Raw genomic sequence first — 25,799 nt, 5'->3', positions numbered from 1 at the left:
CCAAAGGAAAAATGTAAAATGATTTTAATGAAGAAAATAGCATTGACTGGCGGTAAGATCTATACCGGCACAGAAGTTTTAGAAAAAAAGACATTGCTTTTAGAGAGAGCGAAGATTGTTGGTACGGTCAATGATAAAGATATCCCCGCGGATTATCATCTTCATGATGTCAAAGGCGCGAATATCTGCGCCGGATTGGTTGATCTGCAGTTATATGGTGACGGTTCGGATCTCTATTCTGCCGAGCTCAGTCAGGAGTCATTGGAGCGGATCTCTGACGGATTGATTGATAAGGGGACGACTTCCTATATGATGACTTTGGCAACGAATACTATTCCGGTGTTCAAAGAAGCTATCCGTGTCGCTGAGAGCTACCATCATGATGCTTTTCTGGGGCTGCACCTAGAAGGTCCATTTCTGAATGCAAAAAAACGGGGAGCTCATCCGGAAGAACTGATTATAAAACCGACGAAGGAAAGGATTGACGATCTGCTCCTAGGGACTAAGGTTGTTAAGATGATGACAATTGCTCCTGAATGTTTTTCGGATCAACTGCTGCGGTATCTGCAAACCTATCAGTTGCTGCTCAGTGCTGGGCACAGTGACGCTACTTTTGTCGAAGGGACACATGGTTACGATGCAGGAATCCCGACGAGTACACATCTGTTTAACGCCATGTCGCCATTGCATCATCGCGAGGTGGGTTTGGTCGGAGCTATTTTTAACCATCACAAAGCCTGTGCGAGTATTATTGTGGATGGACATCATGTCAGCTTTGAAGCCGTGAAAATTGCTAAAAAGCAAATGGGCGACCGTTTATTTATGATTACTGATGCTGTTGCCGCCTGTGATAAAGGGATTTATCAGCATGTGTTGAATGACGGTTATTACGCTTTGCCGGATGGCACGATTTCAGGAGCAGCCATTTCCCTGTTTGAAGGAATCAGAAATTGTGTAGAGCAGGTGGGAATCCCATTGGACGAAGCAATCCGGATGGCCACAAGCTATCCAGCAAACCTGTTGCAAAGAAGCGATATTGGGAATCTCAATGTAGGTAGCATGGCTAATGTCATCGTGTTTACGGATGATTTCAGTTTGGAGCAGGTTTTCTTTAAAGGGGAGCCGCGCTATTGATGAGCCTGTTGGGAAGATTATGTTATCATCAGAAATTGACTTATATGAGGAGTATTTTCATCTGATGTAAACATATTGTAAGAAGGGTGAACGAAAGCTGAATTTCTTTCCTATTGAAATTTAGCTTAGTTTTGGGAGTTATTTTGAAAAAAAACACTAGACTTTATCGCTTAATGAAACGTTCCTTATTATTTTTAGCTACGGCAGTCTTTCTTTTGTCTTCTTGTTCATCCAAGAAAAATAAAAAGGAAGAACCTGTAAATACGAATACCAATGTTGAAATTGTAAAAAAAGATCCGCCTTCGGTTCCAAAAAGAGAGCGGATGAAAAATACAATCGAGACTAAAGAGACCAAAGAACAGCCTGCTGTTGAAAAAAAGAAGGATATCGTTGTTGAACTCCCGGCTGTGCCACGCGAATTCCGTGCGGCCTGGGTGGCCTCTGTCGCCAATATCAACTGGCCGAGCAAAAATTACCTCAGTACTGCCGAGCAGCAGCAGGAAGCGATCGGTATTTTGGATTTTTTAAAGAACAATAATTTTAATGCGGTTGTCTTCCAGGTCCGTCCCTCGGCGGATGCTTTTTATAAGAGTGATCTAGAACCTTGGTCTTATTTTTTGACAGGAACTGAAGGTCAGGCGCCATCACCTTATTATGACCCACTGGAATTTTGGGTGGAGCAGGCACACAAAAGGGGAATCGAGCTTCATGTTTGGTTAAATCCTTATCGTGCGCACCATACTGCCGGAGGAACAGTGACATCATCTTCAATGGCACGCAAGATGCCTGAATCTGTTGTGAAATTAAAGCAGGGATATTACTGGTTTGACCCATCGAAACAGTCGACACAGGATCATGCAGCCCGCGTGGTCATGGATATTGTGAAGCGTTATGATATTGATGGGGTACATTTTGATGACTACTTCTATCCTTATGCGGAATACAATGGCGGACAAGACTTCCCGGATTCGGATAGCTATAACGAATTTAAACGTAATGGTGGTACCCTTTCGCGCGGTGATTTTAGGAGAAACAGTGTGAATACCTTTATTGAACGTATTTACAAAGATATTAAAAAGGAAAAGAATTTTGTGAAATTTGGGATCAGTCCTTTTGGGATCTGGAAGCCGGGATATCCTGCGGGAATACAGGGTTCAAGTCAATACGATATGTTATATGCTGATGCCAAGCTGTGGTTGAACAAAGGTTGGGTTGATTATTTTGCGCCGCAGCTTTATTGGCCAATCCAACCCGCTAGACAAAGTTATACGGCTTTATTGAAATGGTGGGAAAGTGAAAATACCATGGGCCGTCACCTTTGGCCGGGGATCAATACGGTGGGAAGACGTGGACCAGAATATGTGCAGGAAATTGTCAATCAGGTTGCCGCGGCAAGGGATCTTTTACCAAATAATCGGGAGGGTGTTATTCATTGGAGTTTGGCAGGCCTAACAAAAAATCCAGCGATGACCCAAGCGCTTGTGGATGGACCTTATCAAGCTAAGGCCTTGGTCCCAACAACGCCATGGCTGAATGCGAACCCACTATTGAAACCGTCGTTGTTGCTGACACCACAAGGAAATAATATTTTCTTGAAATGGCAGCATCAGCAAGTAGACCAGGTTGCAAAATGGGTGCTGTATCTGAACTATGGTGGGCAATGGACGTATGAGATCCTGGAACCGGGTGTAACAACGAAAGATGTGCCGACGTCGTTAAATAATAAAAAACTGCAATATGTTGCGGTTAAGGCTGTTGACCGTCTGAGCAATGAAAGCCCTTATATCGCTGAAAAAATCAAATAAAGAACTTTTGTACTATTTGAAAAAGGGGTATCTGATTATTTCGGATATCCCTTTGCTTTTTGCCTGTTATTAAGTTGCCCTATTTTTTAGGTGAGGCGCCTGTGTGCCGGCTGATGGAGTTTATTTGTCTCTTTTGATCAAAACGAGTAGGGATACTGTGATTTTGTTTTGAATTTTGATCTGTCTGGGGTAAATTTAGGGATATGGAAGAAATCTATAAAACCGTTAGTGATTCGGTGATCCGAATTTCACAGCTGATGTTACCATCCAATGCCAATTTTGGCGGGAAGATCCATGGAGGCTATATTTTGTCCCTGATGGATCAGATAGCCTTTGCGGTAGCCTCTAAGTTTTCGGCGCATTATTGTGTGACGGCTTCTGTTGGAAAGGTTGATTTTTTGAAACCTATAGAGGTAGGAGAGTTGGTTACATTGATTGCTTCGGTTAATTATGTGGGCAATTCATCGATGGAGGTGGGGATCCGGGTAGAAGCGATGAACATCCAGACAGGGGAAACTAAACATTGCAACTCCTCTTATTTTACTATGGTTGCTAAGGATGAAACCGGTAAACCGGTGCGTGTGCCACGCTTGATTCTGGAAACGGAGAAAGACCTGTTTCGATTTTACCGTTGTGTAGTAAAAATGGAGGTGGACAAAGAACGTGACCGTGCTATTCATGACCTGGAGCGGGACTCAATGGAGCAGCAAGCGTATATCAGTGCGCATTATGATGTTAAGATTGCATTGAAAAAATAGGGGCTATCTTGTCGTGATAGCCCCTATTTTCTTAAATAGCCGGATCCGCAGGTGTATTCGGATTACCTATTCGCTCCTGATCGGGATAAGGATAGAAATTCCGGTTGCGTTCTGTTGTGTTTTGTGGCGGGGCAGGACGGCCGAACCGTCTGCTGTCCTCCAGTCGTAAACCTGACATAAATAACTCTGCGCAGCGCTGTTTATAGACTTCAAGCAACAGCTCATTTTTGTTGACGGCTCCTGCATATGCGGGAAGACTAGCATTGACGTTGAATAGATCGCCGTTGGCTTGGGTGCGAACTTCATTGATCAGATCCCGCGCCTCGGTCAATGAACCGTTGTTGCGTAATAAGGCTTCCGCTTTAATCAGTTTCATTTCGTCAGGTAAGTAAACAGGAACTTCTCCGGTCTGTGTCTCGGAGAAACCTTTAAGCTGCAGCGTTGTACCGCTAAGTTTGGTATAGAAGTCAAGACGTTTATCGCCAGTTTCAAATAGGCCTGTCGGGAGACCCAGGTTTTCCCTAACGATGTAATATTTCAAGATATTGGTCTGATTCCAAAGGGGATTAACACTTATTGCTGTATAGGTAAATGTACTTTTTTTGGTTAAATCAACAAGGTTAGCTTCGCTGTAGGCCTGTTGGTAATTGCCGGCCATGAGGTTAAAGCGAGCATTGAAGGCGTGTAGGCAATTCAGTAGGTGAATGGTCGATCCAGTTACACTTGATGTAAATTCGGATGATATGGGTGTTTGTTGAACCAGGGCAATTGCCGTGTTTAAAGATTTGATAGCCTCTGCAAGAACCGCTTGTCTATCCACGAAAGTCACTTTACCATCTTTTTGGGTATGTGTATTCGCTTTCTCAAAACTTGTTGCCAGTGCGCCAAGCGCTATTGCCCTGTATAAGTGGGCATTCGCCAATGTACCGGATAGTGTGCCGCCGGTTAAGGTACTGATGGACGCGGCATTGTTGAGCACACTTTCACTCATGCCGAGAAGTTTTTGCATACTGGACCATAGGGTCAGGATGTTTCCGTTGGCTGTCGGTAATTCAGTACCCCCTGCCTCAAGTTCTAAGGTGTTGGTAAAGGTAGCAACACCCTTAAGTTCGCGTGCTGTTACGGCAGGGTAAAAATAGGTCGCGGCTACGCCATTGGTGGAATAGTACATCTGTAAACCCGCGCTAATAGCAATGATCCCTTCCCGGGTTGTTGGGACTGCACTTCCACTTGGTTGATTTATGTTGGGTACATCCATTTTACAGCTATTGAAGCTCAATGCCATCGCCGCAAGCAGGAGGAATTTATAGTTGAAAATCTTTTTCATTTGAATATTTTTTAAGGATGATCAGACAACGGAGAATGGTTTTATCCATTTAACGATCTGTGGCTGTCTAAACATCATGGTTGTGCTGGTATTGTTAAATTAAAATGTGAGATTGACTCCTGCAATGACCTGCCTTGGGAGTGGGACTTCGACGAAATCAAACCCACGGACGGCATTGCTCTGCCCTGCAGCATTAACTTCAGGATCCCAGCCGCTATAATTGTCGAAAGAGAATAAGTTGCGGCCGGCTAGGGAAAAACGGATATTTTTAATCTTAGCGTTTGGACGTACCCAATTGTAAGATGCTGAGACTTCTCTTACTTTGACGAAGGATCCCTTTTCAATCCAGTTTTCCATAATGGAGAACAATGCTGCTGAAGTACCTTTGGGAACCTCACCTCTCAGTTCTGGCTCATATCCTGCAAGGCCGCCATATAGGTCGCGGTCACCGACACGTCTCGTGAAATTAAAGACATCCTGACCGACGACGGCATCTAATTGAGCCCGGAAGGTCCATTTTGAACCGACATTGATTTCGTTAATCAAAGACCCTGTCCAATCCGGATTAGGGTCGCCAATGACTTTTTTAAGTGTGGCGCCAGTAGGAATACCATTGTTGTCTTTTCCAACTTTGGCTGTTGTCGGAAGACCAGCAGGATTGTGATAAATGGATCCGTCTTCGTTTCGTGCAAAATAAGTTGCGTAGAAGGCTCCTAAAGGGGATCCGTTGACTGCAGCCACTTGGCCGAATCCAGCGGAATACATTAATATTCCTCCTGGGACATTATTGACGACGTTTTTGTTGTGGGAGTAAACAGCCGTAATATTCCATTTGAAGTTTTCTTTTAATACTGGAATCCCACGTAATAGAAATTCCATTCCTCGGTTGGTCATTGTTCCAATGTTGGCGTATTGGGACATATAACCTGTGGAAGGTGTCAAATTGATGTTCATAAGGAGATCTTTGACATTTTTTCGATAATAGGAAAACTCCAGTCCTAAACGATCATGGAACATGCTGAGGTCTGTACCTACTTCGAACTCTTCTTGACGTTCGGGTTTTACACCTTCATTACCCATGAGGTCTGTGGGAATGATCCCATTAATGCCGCCAGTGTTTAGCGGCGAATAGTTGGTGTATCTACTGAAGGGGCTCAACGCGGTAAGGTTGCCAGACTGACCATACGAGGCCCGGATCTTAAAACTAGAGAAAACATTGTTAATGGCTGAATTCTGCCAGAATTGTTCATTGGATAGGACATAGCTACCACTTACCTTTGGATAGAATTGGCTACGATTCTCGCTTCCAAAAACAGAGGACATATCATAGCGAATAGCACCCGTTAGATACAATTTCTCTTTGATCCCGAATGTCTGTTGGAAGAAGGCACCGAAAATATTCATATCGGAGCGGAGTTCCGTCGGTACAACGACGCCATTATTGACTGTTTCGCCGCCGTATCCCATTTGTGTCGCTTTCATGTTGGTCGACATGTTTTTTTCGGTTTGAAAAGTTAGACCAGCACCGGAAGTCGATTCCAGCCAATCTCCAATCTTTGTCTGATAAGAGGCATTGAAATCATTATTAAGCATAAAGATGCTGATATCCGCACGTTGGGCGTAACCCGTTCCATAAGAAGGGGTGGTATTACCAGGTGGGATATAGGCCGTGCCCAGCGAATTGCTGTTATCAAATCCTAAGATATAGTTCAAGGTTAGGCCCTCCAGTGGTCTGGCCTGTAAGGACAGATTTCCGATAAAGCGGCTTGTGCGTTGAGCGAATTTAAAATTATTGATCGCTTCAAGTGGGTTTGTCCTTTTGACCACATTCACTGGTGTCGTGGAAGGATATTTCCCATTTTGGTCTTTTTCGGGATCAATAAAATTATTGCTGAAAATAAATCCGGTCAACGCACCATAGGCTTCATTCATGCCACCATTGGGCATTTCGTTGGAATGACTATATACATAATTCATTCCGGCACCGAGTTTTAGCCAGGAATTTAGATCTTGGTCCAGGCGTGCACGCAGTCCCGCACGGGTAAAGTCGGTACTTTTGATAATACCTTGGTTGTTTAGGTAATTGCCGCTGACATAGTATTTTGTGCCTGCCGTACCTCCCGACATAGAAATGTTATTATCAGTGCCAATACCGGTCTGGAAGATTTTGTCCTGGTAATCGTATCTTGTGACATCTGTTTGCGTGAGATCGGTGGCCGTTGTATTGACAAATGTTTTGTTGAAGGTATTATACGGAAGTTTTTTTCGTAGAGAAGAGGTTTTCAAGCTTGTGCTAAAGGTAAAAGTAGGCTTTCCCTCTTTTCCTTTTTTTGTGGTAATCAGCACAACACCGTTGCTGGCCCGGGAACCATAGATGGCGGCCGCGGCAGCACCTTTGATGATCTCAAAGTTTTCGATGTCAGCGGGGTTGATATCGACCAATCTATTCTGACTATATCCACCTAGGTCCAATAGCTCCGCAGAAGAGTTGTTGACAATAACACCATCCACGATATAGAGTGGACTGCCACTCCCAACAATGGAACTAGGACCGCGTAATTGTACGCTGATACCGCCGGCAGGGTTTCCGGAGTTTTGGGAAATTTGGGCGCCGGCGACTTTTCCCGTTAGCGCCTGGTCAATTGATGTTGCGTTACTATTGGCAATATCTTTGGCATTGACGGTCGAAACGGCATTACCTAAGACTTTACGACTTGTTCCCACCGCGTTACCGATAACAATTACCTCATTCATCCGCACTAAATCTTCCTGCAGGCTTGGAGTGAGTGTAAGCGTTGTCTGGTTTCCGAGTTCGATGGGCGTGGTGGTCGGCGCATAACCTACATTGGATAATACGAGGTCGTACTTTCCGGGATTGATGGATGTGGTTAAGGTAAACTCACCGTTAGCATTGGTGCTGACGGATTGGTTGGTTCCCTTGAGCTTAATGGTGGTGCCGGGGACAGATTGTCCGGTGCGGGAATCTGTCACTTTACCTTTGATCGTGTAATTTTTTTGCTGCGCAAACACTACGGAGCTTGTGCTTAATAGCGCTAGAAGTGCATAACAACGATAATGTAATTTGCTGTTTAGTAGATGTTTTGTCATGAATTTAGATTTATGTACAATAGGGTGACTATTGTGATCCTTGTTTAATATAAATATAGGGGTTTTAGCAGTTTGTTAATACTGTTTTGTATTTTTTTTGCTACATTTTGCGTTTTTATGTGTTTTTGATGCTTATTCAAAGGTTGTTTTGTTGTCGGGAGATGCGGTAGTTCCATTATTTTTAATTCTTTTTCAAATACTTATGCATAAACTTGCATAACTAAACTCCTTTTTATAGTATTGTATTATAATTGATGTAAACCTCGGGCTGGAACCTCCCGTTATGATCAATTATTAACAACTAACTAAATACCATGAATAAAAAATTACTCTTATTCTGTTCAGGAGTGATGCTATCTACCAGTTTATGGGCACAGACCAAAACAATTACAGGTAAGGTGACGAATGCCTCGGATGGTGGATCTATGGCTAATGTTACCGTCAGCATCAAAGGAAAACCTGTCAGCACGCAAACTAATCCAGATGGAAGTTTTACGATTAAAGCCGAGCCAGGGGATATTTTAATTTTCCGGGCTGTTGGATCGAAAGAAAAACAGCAGCTTGTGGGTTCAGATGCTACCGTTAATATTTCACTTTCTGGAAGTGAGGAAGCGTTGGAAGAGGTGGTTGTGACAGCGATGGGGATAAAGAAAGAGAAGAAAGCGTTAGGTTATGCAGTTCAAGATATCAAGGCTGATGAATTGATGAAGAATAAAACGGCTAATGTGGTTAACTCTCTAGCTGGTAAGATTGCCGGTGTTAATGTGACTCAGGCGTCGGGTTCGGCTGGTGCCGGTGCACAGATTATTCTTCGCGGCGGTACTTCTCTTGAACGGGATAACCAGCCCTTATTTGTTGTCGATGGTGTGATCTACGATAACTCCACGGTAATAGGCGGGAATAGTGCCTTCGATGGAGCACAAGCGACAGCAACCTCAAACAGCAACCGTGTCATGGATATAAACCCAGAAGATATCGATAATGTATCGGTATTAAAAGGCCCGGCTGCCGCTGCTTTATACGGATCAAGAGCTGCTGCGGGAGCCATTATTATTACGACGAAAAAGGGACAGGAGGGACGTACTGAGATTGGTTTTTCAAGTAGGTTTTCAAATAACTGGGTTAACCGGTTGCCGGAGCAACAAGGAAAATATAAACGCGGCTATTACAACAGTGCTGGTGTACTAGATGATTATACTACGCAATCCTGGGGCGAGAAGTTTGGAAGTAATGATGTTGTTTATAATAACGTGAAAGATTTCTTCCAGCATTCGACGGTATTTGACAATACCGTTAATTTGTCAGGTGGAAATAAAAATGGATCATTCTACCTGTCTGGTTCCCGCTTTGATCAAAAGGGTATTGTGCCTAATACAAGCTTTGACAAAACCACCTTCCGCTTTAACGGCGATCAGAAATTTGGTAAGTTGACGGTAGGCGCCAATGTCGGATATTCGTTGGCAAATACGGATAAAACCTTGACATCTGCTGGGCTATGGGGATCTGGTGGTACGGGTGCGATGGAATCCCTGTACAGCTGGTCGCGTAGCGATAACATGAAAAAGTACCTCAATGATGACGGGACGAAATATCGGATGTTTGAGGGGCGCCAGCCGCTGGAATCTGATATCGAAAATCCGTATTGGACCATTAACCGGAATATATTAGGGGATAATACAGAGCGTATCACGGGTAGTATCAATGCAACGATGCCTATTTTTGATTGGTGGAGCCTGACCTATCGTGTCGGGATGGATAGCTATCTGACTAAAAACTCAACGATTATCGGTGAAGGTGGTGCAATTAAGAAACCTTGGCAAAAAGGTATGATGTCGGAAAGTGATTTCAAATACAACTATTGGTCTTCCAATATCATGTCCAATTTCAATAAAAAGGTAGGTGATTTTGATCTAGGTGCTTTAGTTGGATTTTTCTCTGAGCAAACCAAGACAACAACAAACCGCCGAATGGGCTATCATTTTGAGGTTGACAATTTTTACAGTTTCGAAAATATAGCTGCGGCGAATAAACAGTTTGCAGTGAACAATACAAAAAAACGCCTATTTGGTTTGTACGGTGAGTTAAGGGCTTCCTATAAAAATATGTTGTTTTTGAATGTTACGGGAAGAAATGATTGGACCTCAACTCTGCCAGTAGACAATAGGTCCTATTTTTATCCTTCTGTTGGCGGTAGCTTTGTGTTTACCGAACTGATGAAAGACAGTCGTCCAGACTGGCTGGATTTCGGAAAGTTGAGAGCTTCCTGGGCGCGAGTGGGTAAAGATGCAAACCCGTATGTGACCAATACCTACCTTTGGAAACCTGTTGAATATTTAGGTGGAATTGTCGGTGCTGGAAATAATTGGCAGAAAGGTAATCCGTTCTTAAAACCTGAAACAACAGGTTCGTTTGAAGTCGGCGCTGAACTGCGCTTCTTTAAAGGGCGATTGGGCGTGGATTATGCCTACTACACCAATAATTCCTATAACCAGATCCTGTCACCGCGTTTGGGACAGTCGACAGGTTATATTTTCATCTCGGTCAACGGTGGAGATATCTACAATAAAGGGATGGAGTTGTCCTTAACTGGTAAGCCGATCGTGAAAAATGACTTTGTTTGGGAATCTACGTTAAATATGTCCAGAAATAAAGGGACAGTAGACAACTTGCTTGCAGGTGTCAACATTTTGTATGTCACAGATGTGCAGGTGGGAAATGCGAAAGCTGCATCCTTTAACGGAGGAAATTTTATGGGAATCTCAGGTTCGCAATGGACCCGTACGCCCGATGGAAAAGTTGTTTTGGATGCCAATACAGGTATGCCGACTAGTGACAATCAGACGACGTATAATATCGGAAACCGTGAGCCTAAGCTGACGGGTGGGTTCAATAACAGCTTGACTTATAAAAATTTTAATCTGTCTTTCCTTTTTGATTTCCGTATAGGTGGTGATATCTATAATGGTACGGATTACGCAATGACAATCAATGGTATGAGCAAGCGGACCGAGGATCGTGATCAGTTAATTTTGGATGGTGCTATCCGTAACGGCGGAACAAATGACGCTCCAGTGTACGAAAACAAAACATTCACTTTCTTGGCCGATCAGATGTATACTATTAAAGGTGTATCAACAAGTGGACGGAAAATTATCCAAGATTATTGGAGTGATTTCTATGCCCGGGAAAGCGCGAACTTTATGGTGAAGACAAACTGGTTGCGCTTGAGGAATATCTCAATGTCCTATAACTTTTCGAATGGTCTCCTGAAGAACGCTGGTGTTTCCAAAGTGGTTAAAGGTCTTACAGCTACCTTGACTGGTACTAATCTCTGGTTGTTGACCAACTACAAAGGTCTCGATCCGGAAGCTTCCGCTGCGGGATCTGGCGTCACGGGATCTAGTTCGGTCGGTATAGATTACAATGGGGTGCCAAGTACCGCTGGTGTCATGTTTGGTTTAAATTTTAGATTTTAAGATAGAAGAGTCATGAATAAATATAAGAGAATAGTCTCATTTCTGTTGGTTCTAACTTTATTTTCATCCTGTAGTAAAAAATGGTTGGATATCAATATAGATCCTAATACGCCGTCAAGTACCGTTGCTTCGGTTCAAAGTCGTCTGGCTTGGATACAACATTATTATATGTATGCACAAGGTACGGCGGGCACACGAGCGGGTTTTGTAACACAGCAACTGACATTTGTCAACAGTACCGCATCCAACAGCATGATTGCTGGCTGGAACCCCGCAGCAGGTATGTCTACCACACCCTATCAGTTTTTCTTTGTTGGCGCAGGGGCCAATTTTAAAGATATGGAAGATAAGGCTACGGCTGATAAGGCTTACCATTATCTGGGGGCGTTACATGCTATCCGCGCCATGGGTTTTATGCTAATGACGGATTGGTATGGGGAGATGCCTTATACGGAGGCCTTGGGTACCATCATAACACCTAAGTTTGATGGTGGAAAAGTAATCTTCGAAGGTTGTCTCGCTGATATTGATAAGGCAATTGAATATTTTAATATGACTCAGCCTGGCACTGCTGCGCCGTTGTCAGCGGGTGATAGCTGGAATGGCGGGGATGTAAGTAAGTGGTTGAAAATGTGTTATGGATTGAAAGCGAGGTGGTTAAATAATCTGTCGAAAAAGAGCGCTTTATACAAGCCAGATGATGTACTGGCAGCGTTAAATAAGGCGGCTACTTCGGTAGGTGAAAGCACAGTAATTGCCCATATGGATGATGCGACTGACAATATAGGGGATATCCTATTTGCGGATCCCGTAAAAACGTCCATCGTTTTTAATAATGCGGGTATGAATACCAATACATTGGTTACGAAGTGGTATGAAAATCTATTGACCAATTTTGACAATAAAGGCATAGAGGATCCGCGGGCGGATAAATTATTGCCTTGGGCAGAGTATGGTTATCCAAAAAAAATGATCCGGTCTAAGGGGGTGGATATGCAGTCTACTATCCGCATGAACTCTGGGCCGATAGCATCCTCTTATAACGATAAGGATGAAGCTATTCAGAGTAACGGCCGTACAGTAAACCCACATTCCTGGTATATTAACAGCGCCAATACGGCACGTTGGGGAGATACGGTGTATGTTTCCATTAAGAGTAGCTCTAAGGGCTATGACAGTGATGTGTCAGATACCTATAGGTGGAAAGATGGTACCGTTGCTGCTTCGGGTACATTTTATTCGCGTCCGGATGCGCCTACTCATCTAGTTGCTTACCCGGAGATGTGCTTTATTAAAGCTGAGATTTTGTTTAATAAGGGGGATAAAGCTGGCGCTTTTAATGCCTATAAAGAGGGGATCAAAGCACATATTGACTTAATGAATATAAAGCTAAACTCGTATGCGGATGCCAGTCCGAGCAAATCGCCAATGACGCAGGCGAAGATTGATAATTTCCTAAATAATGGCATTGGTACGGCTGGAAATATTACATTGGCTAAAATTATGACACAAAAATTTATCGCACTTTCGTTCTCGCAGCAAAACTGGAATGATATGCGTCGCTATGATTTTAGCAGTTCGGTATATCCAGGGTGGTCGGTCCCTTATGAATACACGGTGACCGCGGCGGCCCAAACTAAAATACCTCAAGGAAAACAGTTTAGAAGGGTTCGTCAGGTTTCGCATGAAATCAACTACAATTCCGATAACTTAAAAGCATCTCATCCAAATGCGTTGAACGATGATATTTGGTCTTTCCCTGTCTGGTGGGATACGAAGGAGTAATGCTCTCTAATATAGATAAATTAAAGGCCCGGTTTTATTTTTTTTGAACCGGGCCTTTTTTCATACCTTCGAGTATGAAGACTATCTTTTTTGTACTGTTAAATTGCCTTTGGACAATATCGCTTTTTGCACAATCACCCAAGATTGTTCAAAAACCGATCACCTGGAATCAGGAGCGTATTCAACTATCGCTGGATTATCTGAAAAATAGGCACGGCTTAAATCAATCTACGCCGGCAATACGACCGAGGATGATTGTCGTGCATTGGACCGCAAACAATAGTGTAAAAGCAACATTCAATACTTTCAATCCAGTGAAATTACCAGGGCGGCCGGAATTAACAAAAGCTAGTGCACTCAATGTCTCGTCCCAATTTGTGATCGACCGTGATGGAACGATCTATCAATTTTTGCCTGATACAATTTTCGCACGGCACACCATTGGCCTCAATTATTGTGCAATCGGTATTGAAAATATAGGTAGTCGGCAGAACCCTTTAACGGATGCCCAATTGAAAGCAAATGAAGAATTGATCCGTTATCTTAGCAAAAAATACGCTATTGAATATGTGATCGGGCACCATGAATATCAACGCTTCAAAAAAACTTCGTGGTGGAAGGAAACTGATCCAAAATATATCACAGGGAAAGATGATCCGGGAGATAAATTTATGCATTCCTTAAGAGGTCATCTAGTCGAACTAAAACTCAAACCTCTACCTTAGTTCCGTATATATTGATATGCTAACCGGTGGCATTAGCTTGCTGCCCAGCTTTTTTGTTGTCTTGAATTTTCAAAACTTTATGCTCTTGTCAATATTGCGTCTTCAAAAGGCATAAGTTCGTTTTGCATGTTTGCTTTGTTTTGCTGTATTGTTAATGAGATGTTAAATCATAGCATCGCTATTTTCTGTTTTTTGCTGGCTTTACGGTTCTCTCCTATATTCAATGCTGTTTCGGTAATTATTAGGGTTTCAAGCGCTTTTTTGTTCATTTTGTTTGTGTTGTAGTGATTGTTTTTATCGTTATTTGTAAGTAAACACTTACTTTCTTTTGCGTTTTTATAAGTTATTTTGTTTTAAAAACGAAAACTTCTACTTACTTTTATTCTGATTTTCAATTATTCATGCATAAAAATGCAATTTATGCACGAGCAAATAGTCTATTTATGATGAAATATGCCTTACTAAAATTAGCCTGTGTACTATCTCTTGTCGCCTTTTTCTCTTGCGGGAATTCACTGAAAGCAAGACGGCTAAATACAAAAAATAGCGATACGCTATCAATTAGCAAGAAAAGCACGATCGCCCCGGGGGCTGACCAGCTGTCTTTGTATCTGCCACAGTTAAAAGGTAAGAAAGTTGGAATTATGGGCAATCAGACTTCAATTGTGGGGAGTGATAAACGGCATCTGGTGGATGTTTTGCTTGAAAATAAAGTTGATCTGAAGTTTGCCTTTGCACCAGAGCACGGTTTTCGTGGTAACGTAGAGCGCGGAGAGAAATTTGGTAACGATGTCGATCAAAAAACAGGCCTGCCTTTATTTACCCTGTACGGGGGAAATAAAAAACAGGATTCGATTGTCAATTCTATTGATGTTATGATTTTTGATTTGCAGGACGTCGGAGCACGATTCTACACCTATATTACTTCTTTGCACCGGGTGATGGAATTGTGTGCAAAGCATAATAAAAAACTGGTTGTCTTGGATCGTCCCAACCCCAATGGTGATCAGGTGGATGGACCTGTGCGGCATGACGATAAATTTAAGTCTGATGTTTCCTGGCATAAAATCGCGATGATTCACGGTTTGACCATTGGCGAACTAGCACAGATGATCAATGGTGAAAAATGGCTGGAAAATGGACGTCAGGCTGATCTACAAATCGTAAAAGTTCAAAATTGGGATCATAAAAAGATGTACAACCTGCCGATCATTCCCTCGCCGAGTTTGCCAAACCAGCTTTCTGTGCGTTTGTATCTCTCCTTATGTTTGTTTGAAGGAACAGATATTTCGGTAGGGCGCGGTACAGATTGGCCTTTCCAGGTGTTGGGGTATACAAATCCTGTGTATGGCTCTTTTGTGTTTACGCCGGGTGAACGTCATGGTATGTCAAAACATGTGGAGGGGAAAGGGGCTAAAAATTATGGTATTGATCTAAGGGAGCTGAATCCTGATGATCAAAAATTTACTTTAAAATATTTGCTCGACTTTTACAACAAGACGCCGGATAAGGCGACATTTTTCGCTAGACCGGAATTTTTTGACAAGCTCGCCGGAACAGATCAATTGCGTAAGCAGATCATAGCCGGAATGTCTGAGGCCGAAATCAGGGCTTCCTGGGCGGATGATTTAAAAGCTTATAAAAGTATGCGTAAAAAATATCTGCTGTATGCTGATTTTGAATAGCTTATAATAAACAGTAGGAACGAATAACTAACAATATTAACTAGATCATTTATTTTTAAAACTCTATAATCAATGAGAAAATTTGTACTATTTTCTGTTGCTCTTGGATTGAGTTTTCCTTCGGAATCCTATTCTTTTACAAAGAAAGAAGGTTCTTTGAATAGCACTAAATTGACGGGTGCACTTCTGAACTCTTCTGCTAAAAGTATGGTGCAAAATACAGTACAAGGTACTGTAACAGATGGAAAAGGTCCAGTCTCTGATGTAAGCGTATCTGTTATTGGCGGAGGGGTGTCAACGAAAACAGATGCACAGGGACATTTCAAAATTACAGCTGCGGTGGGGAGCAAGCTGCGATTCTCATCTGTGGGCTATATCTCACAAGATATTGTCGTCAGCTCGAATTCGCTTAATGTGACTTTGGTTAGCAATGACCAGGCACTGGACGAGGTTGTTGTCGTCGGTTACGGTACCCAGCGAAAAGGGAATTTGACCGGAGCTGTTTCAACAGTTAATGTAAAAGAAAACCTGCAAAGCCGTCCGATTGCTGATGTCGGAAGAGCAATTCAGGGTACTACTCCTGGTTTTAGTGTAACCGTACCAAGTGGCGAAGTGGGATCTGACCCGACGATGCGTATCCGTGGAGCGATCTCAACTATTCAGGGAAATAGTAGTCCGTTGATTTTAGTAGATAACGTTGAAATCCCGAGTATTCAGTATGTAAATCCTGATGATGTCGAATCGATTACCGTATTGAAAGATGCGGCGTCTTCGTCCATTTATGGTGCGAAGGCTGCATTTGGTGTGGTATTGATCAAGACGAAAACAGGAGGTAGTTCGGAGAAAATTTCGGTGAATTACTCCAACAATTTCTCGTTTCAAAATCCATATAAAAAATTGGAGATGGGCCGCGTAAACGCGTTGAAATATACCATTGATGCGTTGGATCGCATCGGAGGAACGGAGACTGGCGCATTCTATAAAGTGAATAAAGAAAGTTACGAAAGAGCTGTTGAGTGGGATAAAAAATATGGTTCTTCTATCGGTAAAGATGATCCAACCGTATATGGTCGTGATTGGTATGTTGACCCAGGAGCGCCAACGAAAAAATATGGCGTCAGAACTTACGATCCTTATGATTATATGGTTCGGGAATGGGCACCCACTCAGACGCATAATCTGTCTTTGAATGGTTCGATTAAAAAAACGCAATATACGGCTTCGTTCGGTTCTTTGAACCAGAGCGGTATGTTGAAAGCGGGTGATTCGGATAAATTTAAACGATATAATGCAGCTCTACGCTTAAATACGGAACTGAATAAGTATGTAACTATTCGGGGGGGCGCTATGTTTGCGCAACGAAATAAGGTTTATCCTTATGCGACAAACTCGACCACAGCCGATCCTTGGTTGTATATGTACCGATGGAGCTCGCTTTATCCAATGGGATATGATGAAAATAACAACCCAATAAGAAGCCCATGGAGCGAAAATGAGGCTGCAAATCAAGCTTCTATGCTGCGTAATTATATTAACCTAAATGCCGGTGCTACAGTTAATATCATGAAGAATTGGAAGGTAGACATTGATTATACCTTTACAAATGAAGACTATAATTGGCGCAAAAATGGAACGCGTTATACGGCGGCAAACTCATGGGTAGCAGCCAAACAACGCTTTGACGCACAGGGAAATCCTGTTTACGTAAATAGAGAAGGTGCAGTTGCCAACAAAGGGGATGAAGGGGCAAGTTTGGCTTATGATCTTTCTAATGACATGTATACGGCTAATGGATCTGCGCAGGATCATATTTATATGCGGTCACAAAACGAGCATAAGCATACTGTGAATGCATTCACAACTTATGAGCTTGATCTGAACGAGGATCATAACTTTAAATTTATTTTAGGGTTGAACCGGGTGACAAATGATGGTTCTTACCATTGGACTCAACGTGCGGATCTATTGGATGTTAAAAATCCTCAATTTGATTTGGCTGTAGGACAGATTACAGGTAGTGGTGGTGAGTACTGGGAATCTCAGCTGGGGTATTTCGGCCGGATCAACTATGCGTATAAGAATAAATACTTGTTTGAAGGTAACCTTCGGTATGATGGAGCGTCAAAATTCCCTGGGGATTTGAAATGGCGATGGTACCCGTCTTTTTCAGCTGGTTGGGTAGTTTCGGAAGAAAAATTTATGGACTGGTCGAGATCGGCACTAAGCCAGTTGAAATTTAGAGGATCTTGGGGAGCTATCGGTAATCAAACCGTAGATTCAGACCTCTATATTGCGAATATGTCGGCGGGACAAATCAATTATATTGTGAACGGAGCTTTATTGAATGCAGTGGGTTCCCCTAAATTGAACTGGCCAGATGTTTCATGGGAAAATATTGAGACATTGGATTTTGGTGCGGATGCGCGATTCTTTAAAAATAAATTAGGATTTACGTTTGACTGGTATCAGAAAAAAACCAAAAATATGTTTGCGCCGTTAGAGGGCACTACGCATACCTTAGGGGCGCCGGCGCCGCTTGGAAATTTTGGTACATTGACGACAAAGGGGTTTGAGCTTGCCATAGATTTCAACCATCGTTTTGAAAACGGTTTAGGAATCAATTTTAGAGCTAACTTTGACGACGCGAAATCTGTATTTAGTGGATACACGCCTTCAAGGACCACTGGTGTAAATTATGATGGTAGGGTGTATGGTGATATTTGGGGATATGAGACAGACCGTTTGTACCAATATAATGATTTCGTGTTGGACGGCAACGGTAACCCGCAGCTGGTGGAGATGAATGCGGATATGAGTAAGTACGCAACTGGGAGTGCTTATCTGTTAAAAGGAGGGCCGAATGGCGAAAAGCCTGTCTATCAGCCGCGTTTCCAAAATTCAACGAATTTTTATTTTGGTCCTGGAGATGTTAAGTTCAAAGACCTAAATGGCGACGGGGAGATTGACAACGGTGATGGCACGATTGATAATCCTGGTGATATGAAAATCATTGGTAACTCTACGCCGCGTTATCAGTATGGTTTTAGGGCAGCAGCGGATTGGAAAGGTTTTGATCTGTCTATTTTCTTCCAAGGAGTAGGACAACGGAAAGTTTGGGGAGCAGGATTCCTTGCCATCCCAGGGTTCAATATTTCAGATGGTGCTATGCCAGCTAGTTTCGTGAACGATTATTGGACGAAAGATAATCAGGACGCATTCTATCCGGCGGCGTTTAATAATGGGGGAAGTGCAAATGTAAATAATATGCAGGTGCAGTCCCGTTACTTGTTAGATATGTCATATTTGAGAATTAAGAACCTGACGCTGGGGTACTCGCTCCCTCAGGACGTGATCAAACGGGCGAAGCTAAATAATTTAAGAGTGTATGTTTCCTTAGAGAATTTCTTTACTTGGGACAAGCTGAGAGGATTGCCTATCGATCCAGAGGAGGTTGAAGGGTATTCAATTTTTAATGAAACGAATTACAACAGTGGGCGTACTGGGGTAGGAACGCCAACCTTTAAAAGTGCATCATTTGGTGTTCAGTTAAACTTTTAAACGAATTTGACAGATGAAATTAAATAGAATAAAAATTGGATCTATTATCCTGACTGCAGTATTACTGAGTGTTGGGTGTAACAAGGATGTACTTGATAGGCCGGATAAAACGAAGGTCATTGATAAAGATTTTTGGCGTAATGAAGCGGATGTGCGTTTATATGCGAATGATTTTTACCTTAACTACTTTGTTGGTTACAATACATTTTATGGTACAGCATATGCGCCTTTGGTAGGCTATAACTATGCGGATGATTTTACCTCAGAGGGTACCCAGGGGGGATTTGAAACCATTGTACCAACAACTCGGGGAACGACTCCATCGGGTGGAACTCCGGCACCGGATATATTAACAACTTATTCTGGCCCAACGTGGAACTTTTACTGGGTAAGAAAGGCAAATATCATGCTCAATAGGGTGGACACAAAGGCGAAAGCAAACCTGAGCGAAACAGAGTATAAGCATTGGACTGCGGTGGCTCGTTTTTTTAGGGGTTATGAGTATGCCAGGTTAGTTTCGGTATTTGGCGATGTACCGTATTTTGATAAGGAAGTTGATCCGATGGACCAGGCGGAGATGTACAAGGAGCGGACAAAACGTGGCGAGGTCATGGATAAGGTTTATCTTGATTTTGAGTATGTGCTGGATAATATGCGTGCAGATGACGGCAAAGGGTATGTCAATAAATATGTGGCGGCGGCACTTATCTCTAATCTAATGCTTTTTGAAGGTTCTTGGGAGAAATACCATGGACTGGATCAAGATCGTGCAAAAAAATACCTTGGTCTTGCCCTAAAAGCAGCGGAAGTAGTTATGGGTAGTGGTAAATGGTCTTTTGGTAGCGATTTCAAAAGCTTGTTTGCATCAGAAGACTTGTCGAGCAATGCGGAAGTGATCTTCTTCCGAACCTATAATGATGCATTGAAAGTAACCCATGCGGTAGGCTCTTATAGTAATGGAACTGAAGGACAAAAAGGTGTTAATTTGGACTTGCTAAAATCCTTTATCTGTAATGATGGTAAGGTTTGGCAGAATTCGGCTATTGCAAACGCGTCTGATTTTTCCATGAAATCGTTGGCTGAGACAAGAGATCCTCGGTTTGAGGCGACTTTTATGAATGTGGTCAATACAGCTTCATCAACTTTGGCTTATGGTCATAAGTTTGCGGCAAGGGAAGCTCTGACTTATATTGGCAAGACATATCCAGCAAAATGGAGCAGCAATACCAATACGAATGATGCTCCTATTGCCCGTCTTGGCGAGGTTGTGCTCAATTGGATTGAGGCGAAGCAGATTCTTGCAGAGTTTTTTGGTGGAGCTGCAGTTACCCAAGCTGATTTGGATAAATCAATCAACGCGGTCCGAAATAGACCTTTGGATGCCGACGCTATAGCAAAGGGTGTTAGAAAAACAGCTCCTTTGTTGTTGAATGCTCTGCCAAATGATCCACAGCGCGATGCAGATGTTTCCCCATTGATGTGGGAAATCAGAAGGGAAAGAAGGATGGAATTTGTATATGAATATGCGAGGTTGAATGATATTCGCCGCTGGAAAAAATTGGATTATATGAATTTCTCCCGTAATACAGATTATTCGTTGGGTCCCTGGGTGAATATTAAAAAAGAACTTCCAAACCGTCTGTCAAAAGCTTATGAGGGGGTTCTTAAAGTCCGTGATGCAGCGGGCAATACGATTACTTACAATGGTACGAATGGAGATGCTATGATTGGTTACTATATGGTCCCAAAATTTGCGAACCGGGTAAGTTTTACCGATCGCGTCTATATGTCGCCGGTCGGACTGAATCAAATCCAACAATATGCTGATTTGGGTTATATTTTGGCTCAAACACCAGGTTGGTAACATTCATTACAAATACCAAAAGGCCTTTCTGGATTTTTCAGAAAGGCTTTTTAGTAAAGCTGTGTTTTATAATGCCAGAATTAACATGCATAAAAATGCGTTTAAATTTTATATTTATGCATAAAAACGCTAATTTTAAGAAAACTATATCGATGAAACCGAAGTTAATTGCTTTTTTAGGTGCGTTATTATGCATATTCAATCTATCCGTTGCGCAATCTTTTAAATTTGCCCATGTCACCGATACACATGTCGGTGGTGCAACAGGGGCGGAAGATCTGCGACAGACTGTAAAAGATCTAAATGATTTGAAAGATATTGATTTTGTTATCCTCTCGGGAGATATTACCGAATTTGGAGCTGATCATGAGCTGAAATTGGCAAAGCAGATTTTAGATAGTTTGCAGCTACCTTGGTATGTAATCCCGGGCAATCACGATGGAAATTGGTCCGAAAATGGGGCGAATACTTTTCGTACCGTCTTTGGCGGCGAAACGTTTTTCTTTCGACATAAAGGTTATCAATTTGTTGGGACAAACTCCGGACCGAATATGCGTATGAGCCCGGGGCAGATACCGCGTGAAAATCTAGTATGGATGGATTCTGTCTTCGCCGCGAACCCAGACCGACAAACGCCATTAATTTATATTAACCATTATCCACAGGACTCCTCGCTGAACAATTGGTTTGATGCATTGAAGCGGGTCAAAACACGTAATGTGCAATTGGCTCTCTGCGGCCATGGGCATGCGAATAAGGCCTACGACTGGGAGGGGCTTCCGGGTGTGATGGGAAGATCTAATCTACGGGCAAATAAACCTGTCGGCGGCTATAATATCGTTACTATCGGTGATGGTAAGGCTATCTATCAGGAGCGGAATCCGGGTATTGGTACACAGGAAAAACCTTGGTTAGAGGTGCCTTTGATTGACCACCACTATGGACAGGAAACGGCAACTTATCCGCGGCCGAGTTATGCAGTCAATGAGAAGTATGCGAATGTTGTCCGCGTGAACTGGACTTTTGAAGATGCAAGTGACATTGGCGCTGGGCTGACAATCTATAAAGACAAGGTTGTGACCTCCAATACGGCCGGTGATATCTTTGCACTGGATCTTAAATCGGGAAGAAAATTATGGTCTTATCGGACCGGAGGAAAGGTGTATTCCACACCAGCGGTTTGGAAAGGTATTGTTGTCGCCGGTTCTTCGGATCACTTTATATATGCTATCAATGCGGCGGACGGGAAACTTCTCTGGAAGCTGCAGACGGACAAGGCCGTATTGGGTTCGCCTCTGCTGCATGATGGTGTCGCTTTTATCGGTGGTTCGGATGGTAAATTCAGGGCCTTGGATATAAAGACTGGTAAATTAAGATGGAGTTTTGATCAGGTCAGGGGATTTGTGTCGACTTTGCCAACTTATTATTTAGGCAATATCATCTTCGGCTCCTGGGGAAATGGGTTTTATGCATTGGACGCCAAAACCGGAAAATTATCTTGGGAATGGAACAATGGACATGCCAATCGCATGTTTTCGGCGGCCGCCTGTAATCCTGTGGGGGTAAATAACCGTGTATTTATTGTTGCTCCGGATCGGTTTATGACTGCTTTGGATGCGGATAATGGTGCTGTAATCTGGCGGGAAAAGAAGGATACGATACGTGTGCGAGAATCGATGGGCTTGGCAGTAAATAAGAAACAGGTCTATGTGAAGACAATGGACGGCGATTTGCTGGGGATCTCTATATCAGGTGACAAAATGGAAGTAATTTGGAAAGCAAAACTAAAATTGCCCTATGAATTGACGCCGTCGGCGATAAAAACAAACCGTAAGCTGGTGTTTGTGCCGAGTCATTCGGGTTTGCTTTCTGCTGTGGATGCAAAAACAGGCGCAGTTATGTGGCAATATAAAATTTCAAATGGCATGGTCAATCCTGTAGCGGTATCCGGTAATAATGAGGTAGTTGCCAGCACGATGGATGGGAAAATAGTTTCTTTACGATTTTAAACAACCGATTGAGTTGATTTTATTAAAAATAAAATGCCTTATTATGATAAAAGAATGTCTAAACTTCTTAAATTTACGTCAAGCTTTTTTGCTTGTTTTTGCATGTTTTGTTTGTAACTTTGCGGAAGCACAGCAAAATGCTTGGATTCGAATCAACCAATTAGGCTATACTCCGACAGGTAAAAAGGTCGCTGTATGGGGCGGGAAATCAATCAGGCAGCTTCGTTCTTTTGAGGTTAAAGATGCAAAGACAGGTAAGACAGTGTATGTTCATCCCGTAGGGAAAGATTATGGTAGCTATGGGCCTTTTGTGCAGAGTTTTCGATTTGATTTTTCTGCTTTAAGGGATACGGGCCGTTTTTTTATCCAGGCGGGGGAGGTTAGGTCACCTTATTTTAGGGTGGCTCCGGACGTCTATGCGGGGGCAGCGGACTTTGTGTTGCGGTATATGCGCCAGCAACGGACATTATTCAACCCTTTTTTAAAAGACAGTTGTCATACACACGACGGCTTTACATTGTATGCCGGTAAAGTCGGTATAGCGGATAGTTCGCATATTGATGCGGGGGGTGGCTGGCATGATGCTTCTGATTATTTGCAATATGCGACAACCTCGGCAAATGCGACATTTCATCTGCTAGCTGCTTATCGGGACTTTCCAAAGGTATTTACTGATCAAAAGCTAGCAAATGGCTTAGATGGAAAGAATGGACGTGCCGATGTATTGGATGAAGCTAAATGGGGACTCGACTGGTTGTTGAAGATGCATCCAAAGGCGGATCAGATGTATAATCAGATTGCGGATGATCGTGATCATGCCAGTATGCGCATGCCCAAGGAGGATCCTTACTATGGCCGTGGGTTTGAACGCCCGGTGTATTTTATAGATGGGGAGCCACAACAAAGGGGCAAGTTTATGAATAACACCACAGGGACAAGCTCTACAGCGGGGAAATTTAGCAGTGCTTTCCGTTTGGGATCTGTGCTTTTTCAAAAAGAGGATAAAAAATATGCAAAATTACTGTCGCAGAAAGCTGAGACCGCTTATGCATTTGCAAATATAAAACCGGGGGTGACACAGACGGTTTCGGTCAAATCGCCCTATATCTATGCCGAAGACAATTGGGTGGATGATATGCAACTGGCGGCAGCAATGGGGTTTTCGGTAACAAAGAAAAATAAGTTTGCCGAGGAGGCGATGCAGTATGCCAGGCAGGAAAAAATAACACCTTGGATGATAACCGATACGGCTGCGCATTATCAGTGGTATCCCTTTATCAATTTGGGACATTATGAATTGGCTAAAAGATTAAAAGGGCAAGATCGCGAGGAGATTGTCTCATTTTATAAACAGGGTATTGAAGAGGTAAATAAGCGAGCTGCCGAAAATGCATTTTTAAGAGGGGTTCCTTTTATCTGGTGCAGCAATAATCTGACCGCTTCGTTCGCCATACAATGCCTTTGGTATAAAGAGCTGACAGGAGATAATCAGTTTGATGAACTGGAGCAGGCTAATTTTGACTGGCTCTTTGGTGCCAATCCCTGGGGGACAAGTATGGTGTATGGGCTTCCATCTTGGGGTGATACGCCTAAGGATCCACATTCTGCTTTTACCTATTTGGGTAAACATCCGATTGATGGTGGACTGGTGGATGGTCCGATCATGGCGTCTACTTATCGTAACCTGATCGGTATTAAGCTGAATAATCCGGATAGCTATGCTGATTTTCAGAGTGACCTTGCCGTTTATCATGACGATTATGGTGACTACAGTACCAATGAGCCTACCATGGATGGAACGGCTTCATTGATCTACTTGCTGGCGGCTAAAGAAGGGAAGGCTTTGGAGGAGCCTGCGGGAAAAAAGTAGCCCGAGATGTCTTCGGGGCTATTGTCCGCGGCGATTCTACAGTGAAAAAAGTGGCTCTGGTGTTTACGGGGCATGATTTATCGGAGGGAACGCCTACGGTTTTGAATAGCTTGAAGCAATATCATGTGAAGGGGAATTTTTTCTTAACAGGAGATTATCTAAGGAATGGAGGTTTCAAGCCTTATATCCGGCAGATGTTGAAAGATGGACATTTGGTGTCAGGACATTCCGATAAACATCTGCTGGTCAGTGATTGGGGCAGCAGGGATGAGCTGTTGGTCAGCCGGGATTCGTTCCTGCTGGATTTAAAGGCTAATGTGAAAGAGTTGGCATTTTCGGGGGTCGATATCGGTCAACTGCGTTATTATATTCCTTCTTATGAATGGTATAATGGTGAGACGGTAGCGTGGGCAGAAGAGATAGGGCTGTCTTCTATCAACTACACGCCGGGAATACGGACTGCCGCAGATTATACTTACCCAGAAATGGGAAAACGTTATTTATCTTCGGCAGAGATTTTAAAGGGGCTTTGGTCTTATGAAAGAAAATCTGGTTTAAATGGCTTCATCATATTGATCCATATGGGAACAGATGATAGACGAAAAGATAAGCTGTATCATCATTTGGATGATATAATCAACATATTAAAGAAGAAAGGATATCAGATCGTTGATATACCTGGTTTATTGAATTAA

The 25,799-nt window shown here is 42.9% G+C and carries 14 protein-coding genes; 12 read left to right on the top strand and 2 right to left on the bottom strand.

Annotated elements, in window-relative coordinates:
- Positions 1-27 precede the first annotated feature (27 nt).
- The 3 genes from nagA (at position 28) to ACK8HY_RS12580 (ending at position 3,697) form a co-directional block, all read left to right on the top strand.
- Positions 28-1,134, top strand: coding sequence for an N-acetylglucosamine-6-phosphate deacetylase (gene nagA / locus ACK8HY_RS12590; RefSeq protein ID WP_077437376.1), 1,107 nt, complete (start codon positions 28-30; stop codon positions 1,132-1,134).
- Between the two features lie 173 nt (positions 1,135-1,307).
- Positions 1,308-2,939 carry a glycoside hydrolase family 10 protein gene (locus ACK8HY_RS12585; RefSeq protein WP_077437182.1) on the top strand — a complete coding sequence of 544 codons (1,632 nt, stop codon included), beginning with the start codon at positions 1,308-1,310 and terminating at the stop codon, positions 2,937-2,939.
- Positions 2,940-3,142: 203 nt separating this feature from the next.
- Positions 3,143-3,697 carry an acyl-CoA thioesterase gene (locus ACK8HY_RS12580; RefSeq protein ID WP_077437181.1) on the top strand — a complete coding sequence of 185 codons (555 nt, stop codon included), beginning with the start codon at positions 3,143-3,145 and terminating at the stop codon, positions 3,695-3,697.
- Between the two features lie 31 nt (positions 3,698-3,728).
- Here ACK8HY_RS12580 and ACK8HY_RS12575 read toward each other — a convergent pair whose 3' ends face one another.
- Both ACK8HY_RS12575 and ACK8HY_RS12570 read right to left on the bottom strand, forming a co-directional pair.
- Positions 3,729-5,024 (bottom strand): RagB/SusD family nutrient uptake outer membrane protein, encoded by a 1,296-nt coding sequence (locus ACK8HY_RS12575; protein ID WP_077437180.1) that lies wholly within the window; start codon positions 5,022-5,024, stop codon positions 3,729-3,731.
- A 99-nt stretch (positions 5,025-5,123) separates the two neighbouring features.
- Complete coding sequence (locus ACK8HY_RS12570) at positions 5,124-8,132, bottom strand: SusC/RagA family TonB-linked outer membrane protein (RefSeq protein WP_077437179.1); 3,009 nt, start codon at positions 8,130-8,132, stop codon at positions 5,124-5,126.
- 314 nt (positions 8,133-8,446) lie between these two features.
- Between ACK8HY_RS12570 and ACK8HY_RS12565 the strand changes: the two genes are divergently transcribed.
- The 9 genes from ACK8HY_RS12565 to ACK8HY_RS12525 all read left to right on the top strand — a co-directional run bounded on the left by ACK8HY_RS12565 (position 8,447) and on the right by ACK8HY_RS12525 (position 25,799).
- Complete coding sequence (locus ACK8HY_RS12565) at positions 8,447-11,608, top strand: SusC/RagA family TonB-linked outer membrane protein (RefSeq protein ID WP_077437178.1); 3,162 nt, start codon at positions 8,447-8,449, stop codon at positions 11,606-11,608.
- Positions 11,609-11,620: 12 nt separating this feature from the next.
- A complete protein-coding gene (locus ACK8HY_RS12560; protein ID WP_077437177.1) occupies positions 11,621-13,393 on the top strand; it encodes a SusD/RagB family nutrient-binding outer membrane lipoprotein in 1,773 nt (590 codons plus the stop codon).
- A gap of 74 nt (positions 13,394-13,467) precedes the next feature.
- Positions 13,468-14,118, top strand: a complete 651-nt coding sequence (locus tag ACK8HY_RS12555) for an N-acetylmuramoyl-L-alanine amidase (RefSeq protein ID WP_077437176.1) — start codon at positions 13,468-13,470, stop codon at positions 14,116-14,118.
- A gap of 443 nt (positions 14,119-14,561) precedes the next feature.
- The gene (locus ACK8HY_RS12550) at positions 14,562-15,803 is read left to right on the top strand and encodes an exo-beta-N-acetylmuramidase NamZ domain-containing protein (RefSeq protein ID WP_254846246.1); all 1,242 of its coding nucleotides are present in this window, start codon (positions 14,562-14,564) and stop codon (positions 15,801-15,803) included.
- Positions 15,804-15,875: 72 nt separating this feature from the next.
- A complete protein-coding gene (locus ACK8HY_RS12545; RefSeq protein ID WP_416133792.1) occupies positions 15,876-19,361 on the top strand; it encodes a SusC/RagA family TonB-linked outer membrane protein in 3,486 nt (1,161 codons plus the stop codon).
- A gap of 13 nt (positions 19,362-19,374) precedes the next feature.
- Positions 19,375-21,225 carry a RagB/SusD family nutrient uptake outer membrane protein gene (locus ACK8HY_RS12540; protein WP_077437174.1) on the top strand — a complete coding sequence of 617 codons (1,851 nt, stop codon included), beginning with the start codon at positions 19,375-19,377 and terminating at the stop codon, positions 21,223-21,225.
- A gap of 152 nt (positions 21,226-21,377) precedes the next feature.
- A complete protein-coding gene (locus tag ACK8HY_RS12535) occupies positions 21,378-23,234 on the top strand; it encodes a PQQ-binding-like beta-propeller repeat protein (protein WP_077437374.1) in 1,857 nt (618 codons plus the stop codon).
- A gap of 43 nt (positions 23,235-23,277) precedes the next feature.
- Positions 23,278-25,104, top strand: coding sequence for a glycoside hydrolase family 9 protein (locus ACK8HY_RS12530; protein ID WP_254846245.1), 1,827 nt, complete (start codon positions 23,278-23,280; stop codon positions 25,102-25,104).
- A gap of 41 nt (positions 25,105-25,145) precedes the next feature.
- Positions 25,146-25,799, top strand: a complete 654-nt coding sequence (locus ACK8HY_RS12525) for a polysaccharide deacetylase family protein (protein ID WP_254846244.1) — start codon at positions 25,146-25,148, stop codon at positions 25,797-25,799.

It is taken from the genome of Sphingobacterium sp. NGMCC 1.201703 (genome assembly GCF_047784615.1).
GTDB lineage: Bacteria > Bacteroidota > Bacteroidia > Sphingobacteriales > Sphingobacteriaceae > Sphingobacterium.
The sequence above is the reverse complement of the archived record's forward strand: the minus strand, read 5'-3'. Positions and strand labels throughout refer to the sequence as shown.

Bases quoted from the DNA above. Each gene is read 5' to 3' on its own strand.
- nagA (WP_077437376.1), top strand. From the start codon at position 28: ATGAAGAAAATAGCATTGACTGGCGGTAAGATCTATACCGGCACAGAA.
- ACK8HY_RS12585 (WP_077437182.1), top strand. From the start codon at position 1,308: ATGAAACGTTCCTTATTATTTTTAGCTACGGCAGTCTTTCTTTTGTCT.
- ACK8HY_RS12580 (WP_077437181.1), top strand. From the start codon at position 3,143: ATGGAAGAAATCTATAAAACCGTTAGTGATTCGGTGATCCGAATTTCA.
- ACK8HY_RS12575 (WP_077437180.1), bottom strand. From the start codon at position 5,024: ATGAAAAAGATTTTCAACTATAAATTCCTCCTGCTTGCGGCGATGGCA.
- ACK8HY_RS12570 (WP_077437179.1), bottom strand. From the start codon at position 8,132: ATGACAAAACATCTACTAAACAGCAAATTACATTATCGTTGTTATGCA.
- ACK8HY_RS12565 (WP_077437178.1), top strand. From the start codon at position 8,447: ATGAATAAAAAATTACTCTTATTCTGTTCAGGAGTGATGCTATCTACC.
- ACK8HY_RS12560 (WP_077437177.1), top strand. From the start codon at position 11,621: ATGAATAAATATAAGAGAATAGTCTCATTTCTGTTGGTTCTAACTTTA.
- ACK8HY_RS12555 (WP_077437176.1), top strand. From the start codon at position 13,468: ATGAAGACTATCTTTTTTGTACTGTTAAATTGCCTTTGGACAATATCG.
- ACK8HY_RS12550 (WP_254846246.1), top strand. From the start codon at position 14,562: ATGATGAAATATGCCTTACTAAAATTAGCCTGTGTACTATCTCTTGTC.
- ACK8HY_RS12545 (WP_416133792.1), top strand. From the start codon at position 15,876: ATGAGAAAATTTGTACTATTTTCTGTTGCTCTTGGATTGAGTTTTCCT.
- ACK8HY_RS12540 (WP_077437174.1), top strand. From the start codon at position 19,375: ATGAAATTAAATAGAATAAAAATTGGATCTATTATCCTGACTGCAGTA.
- ACK8HY_RS12535 (WP_077437374.1), top strand. From the start codon at position 21,378: ATGAAACCGAAGTTAATTGCTTTTTTAGGTGCGTTATTATGCATATTC.
- ACK8HY_RS12530 (WP_254846245.1), top strand. From the start codon at position 23,278: ATGATAAAAGAATGTCTAAACTTCTTAAATTTACGTCAAGCTTTTTTG.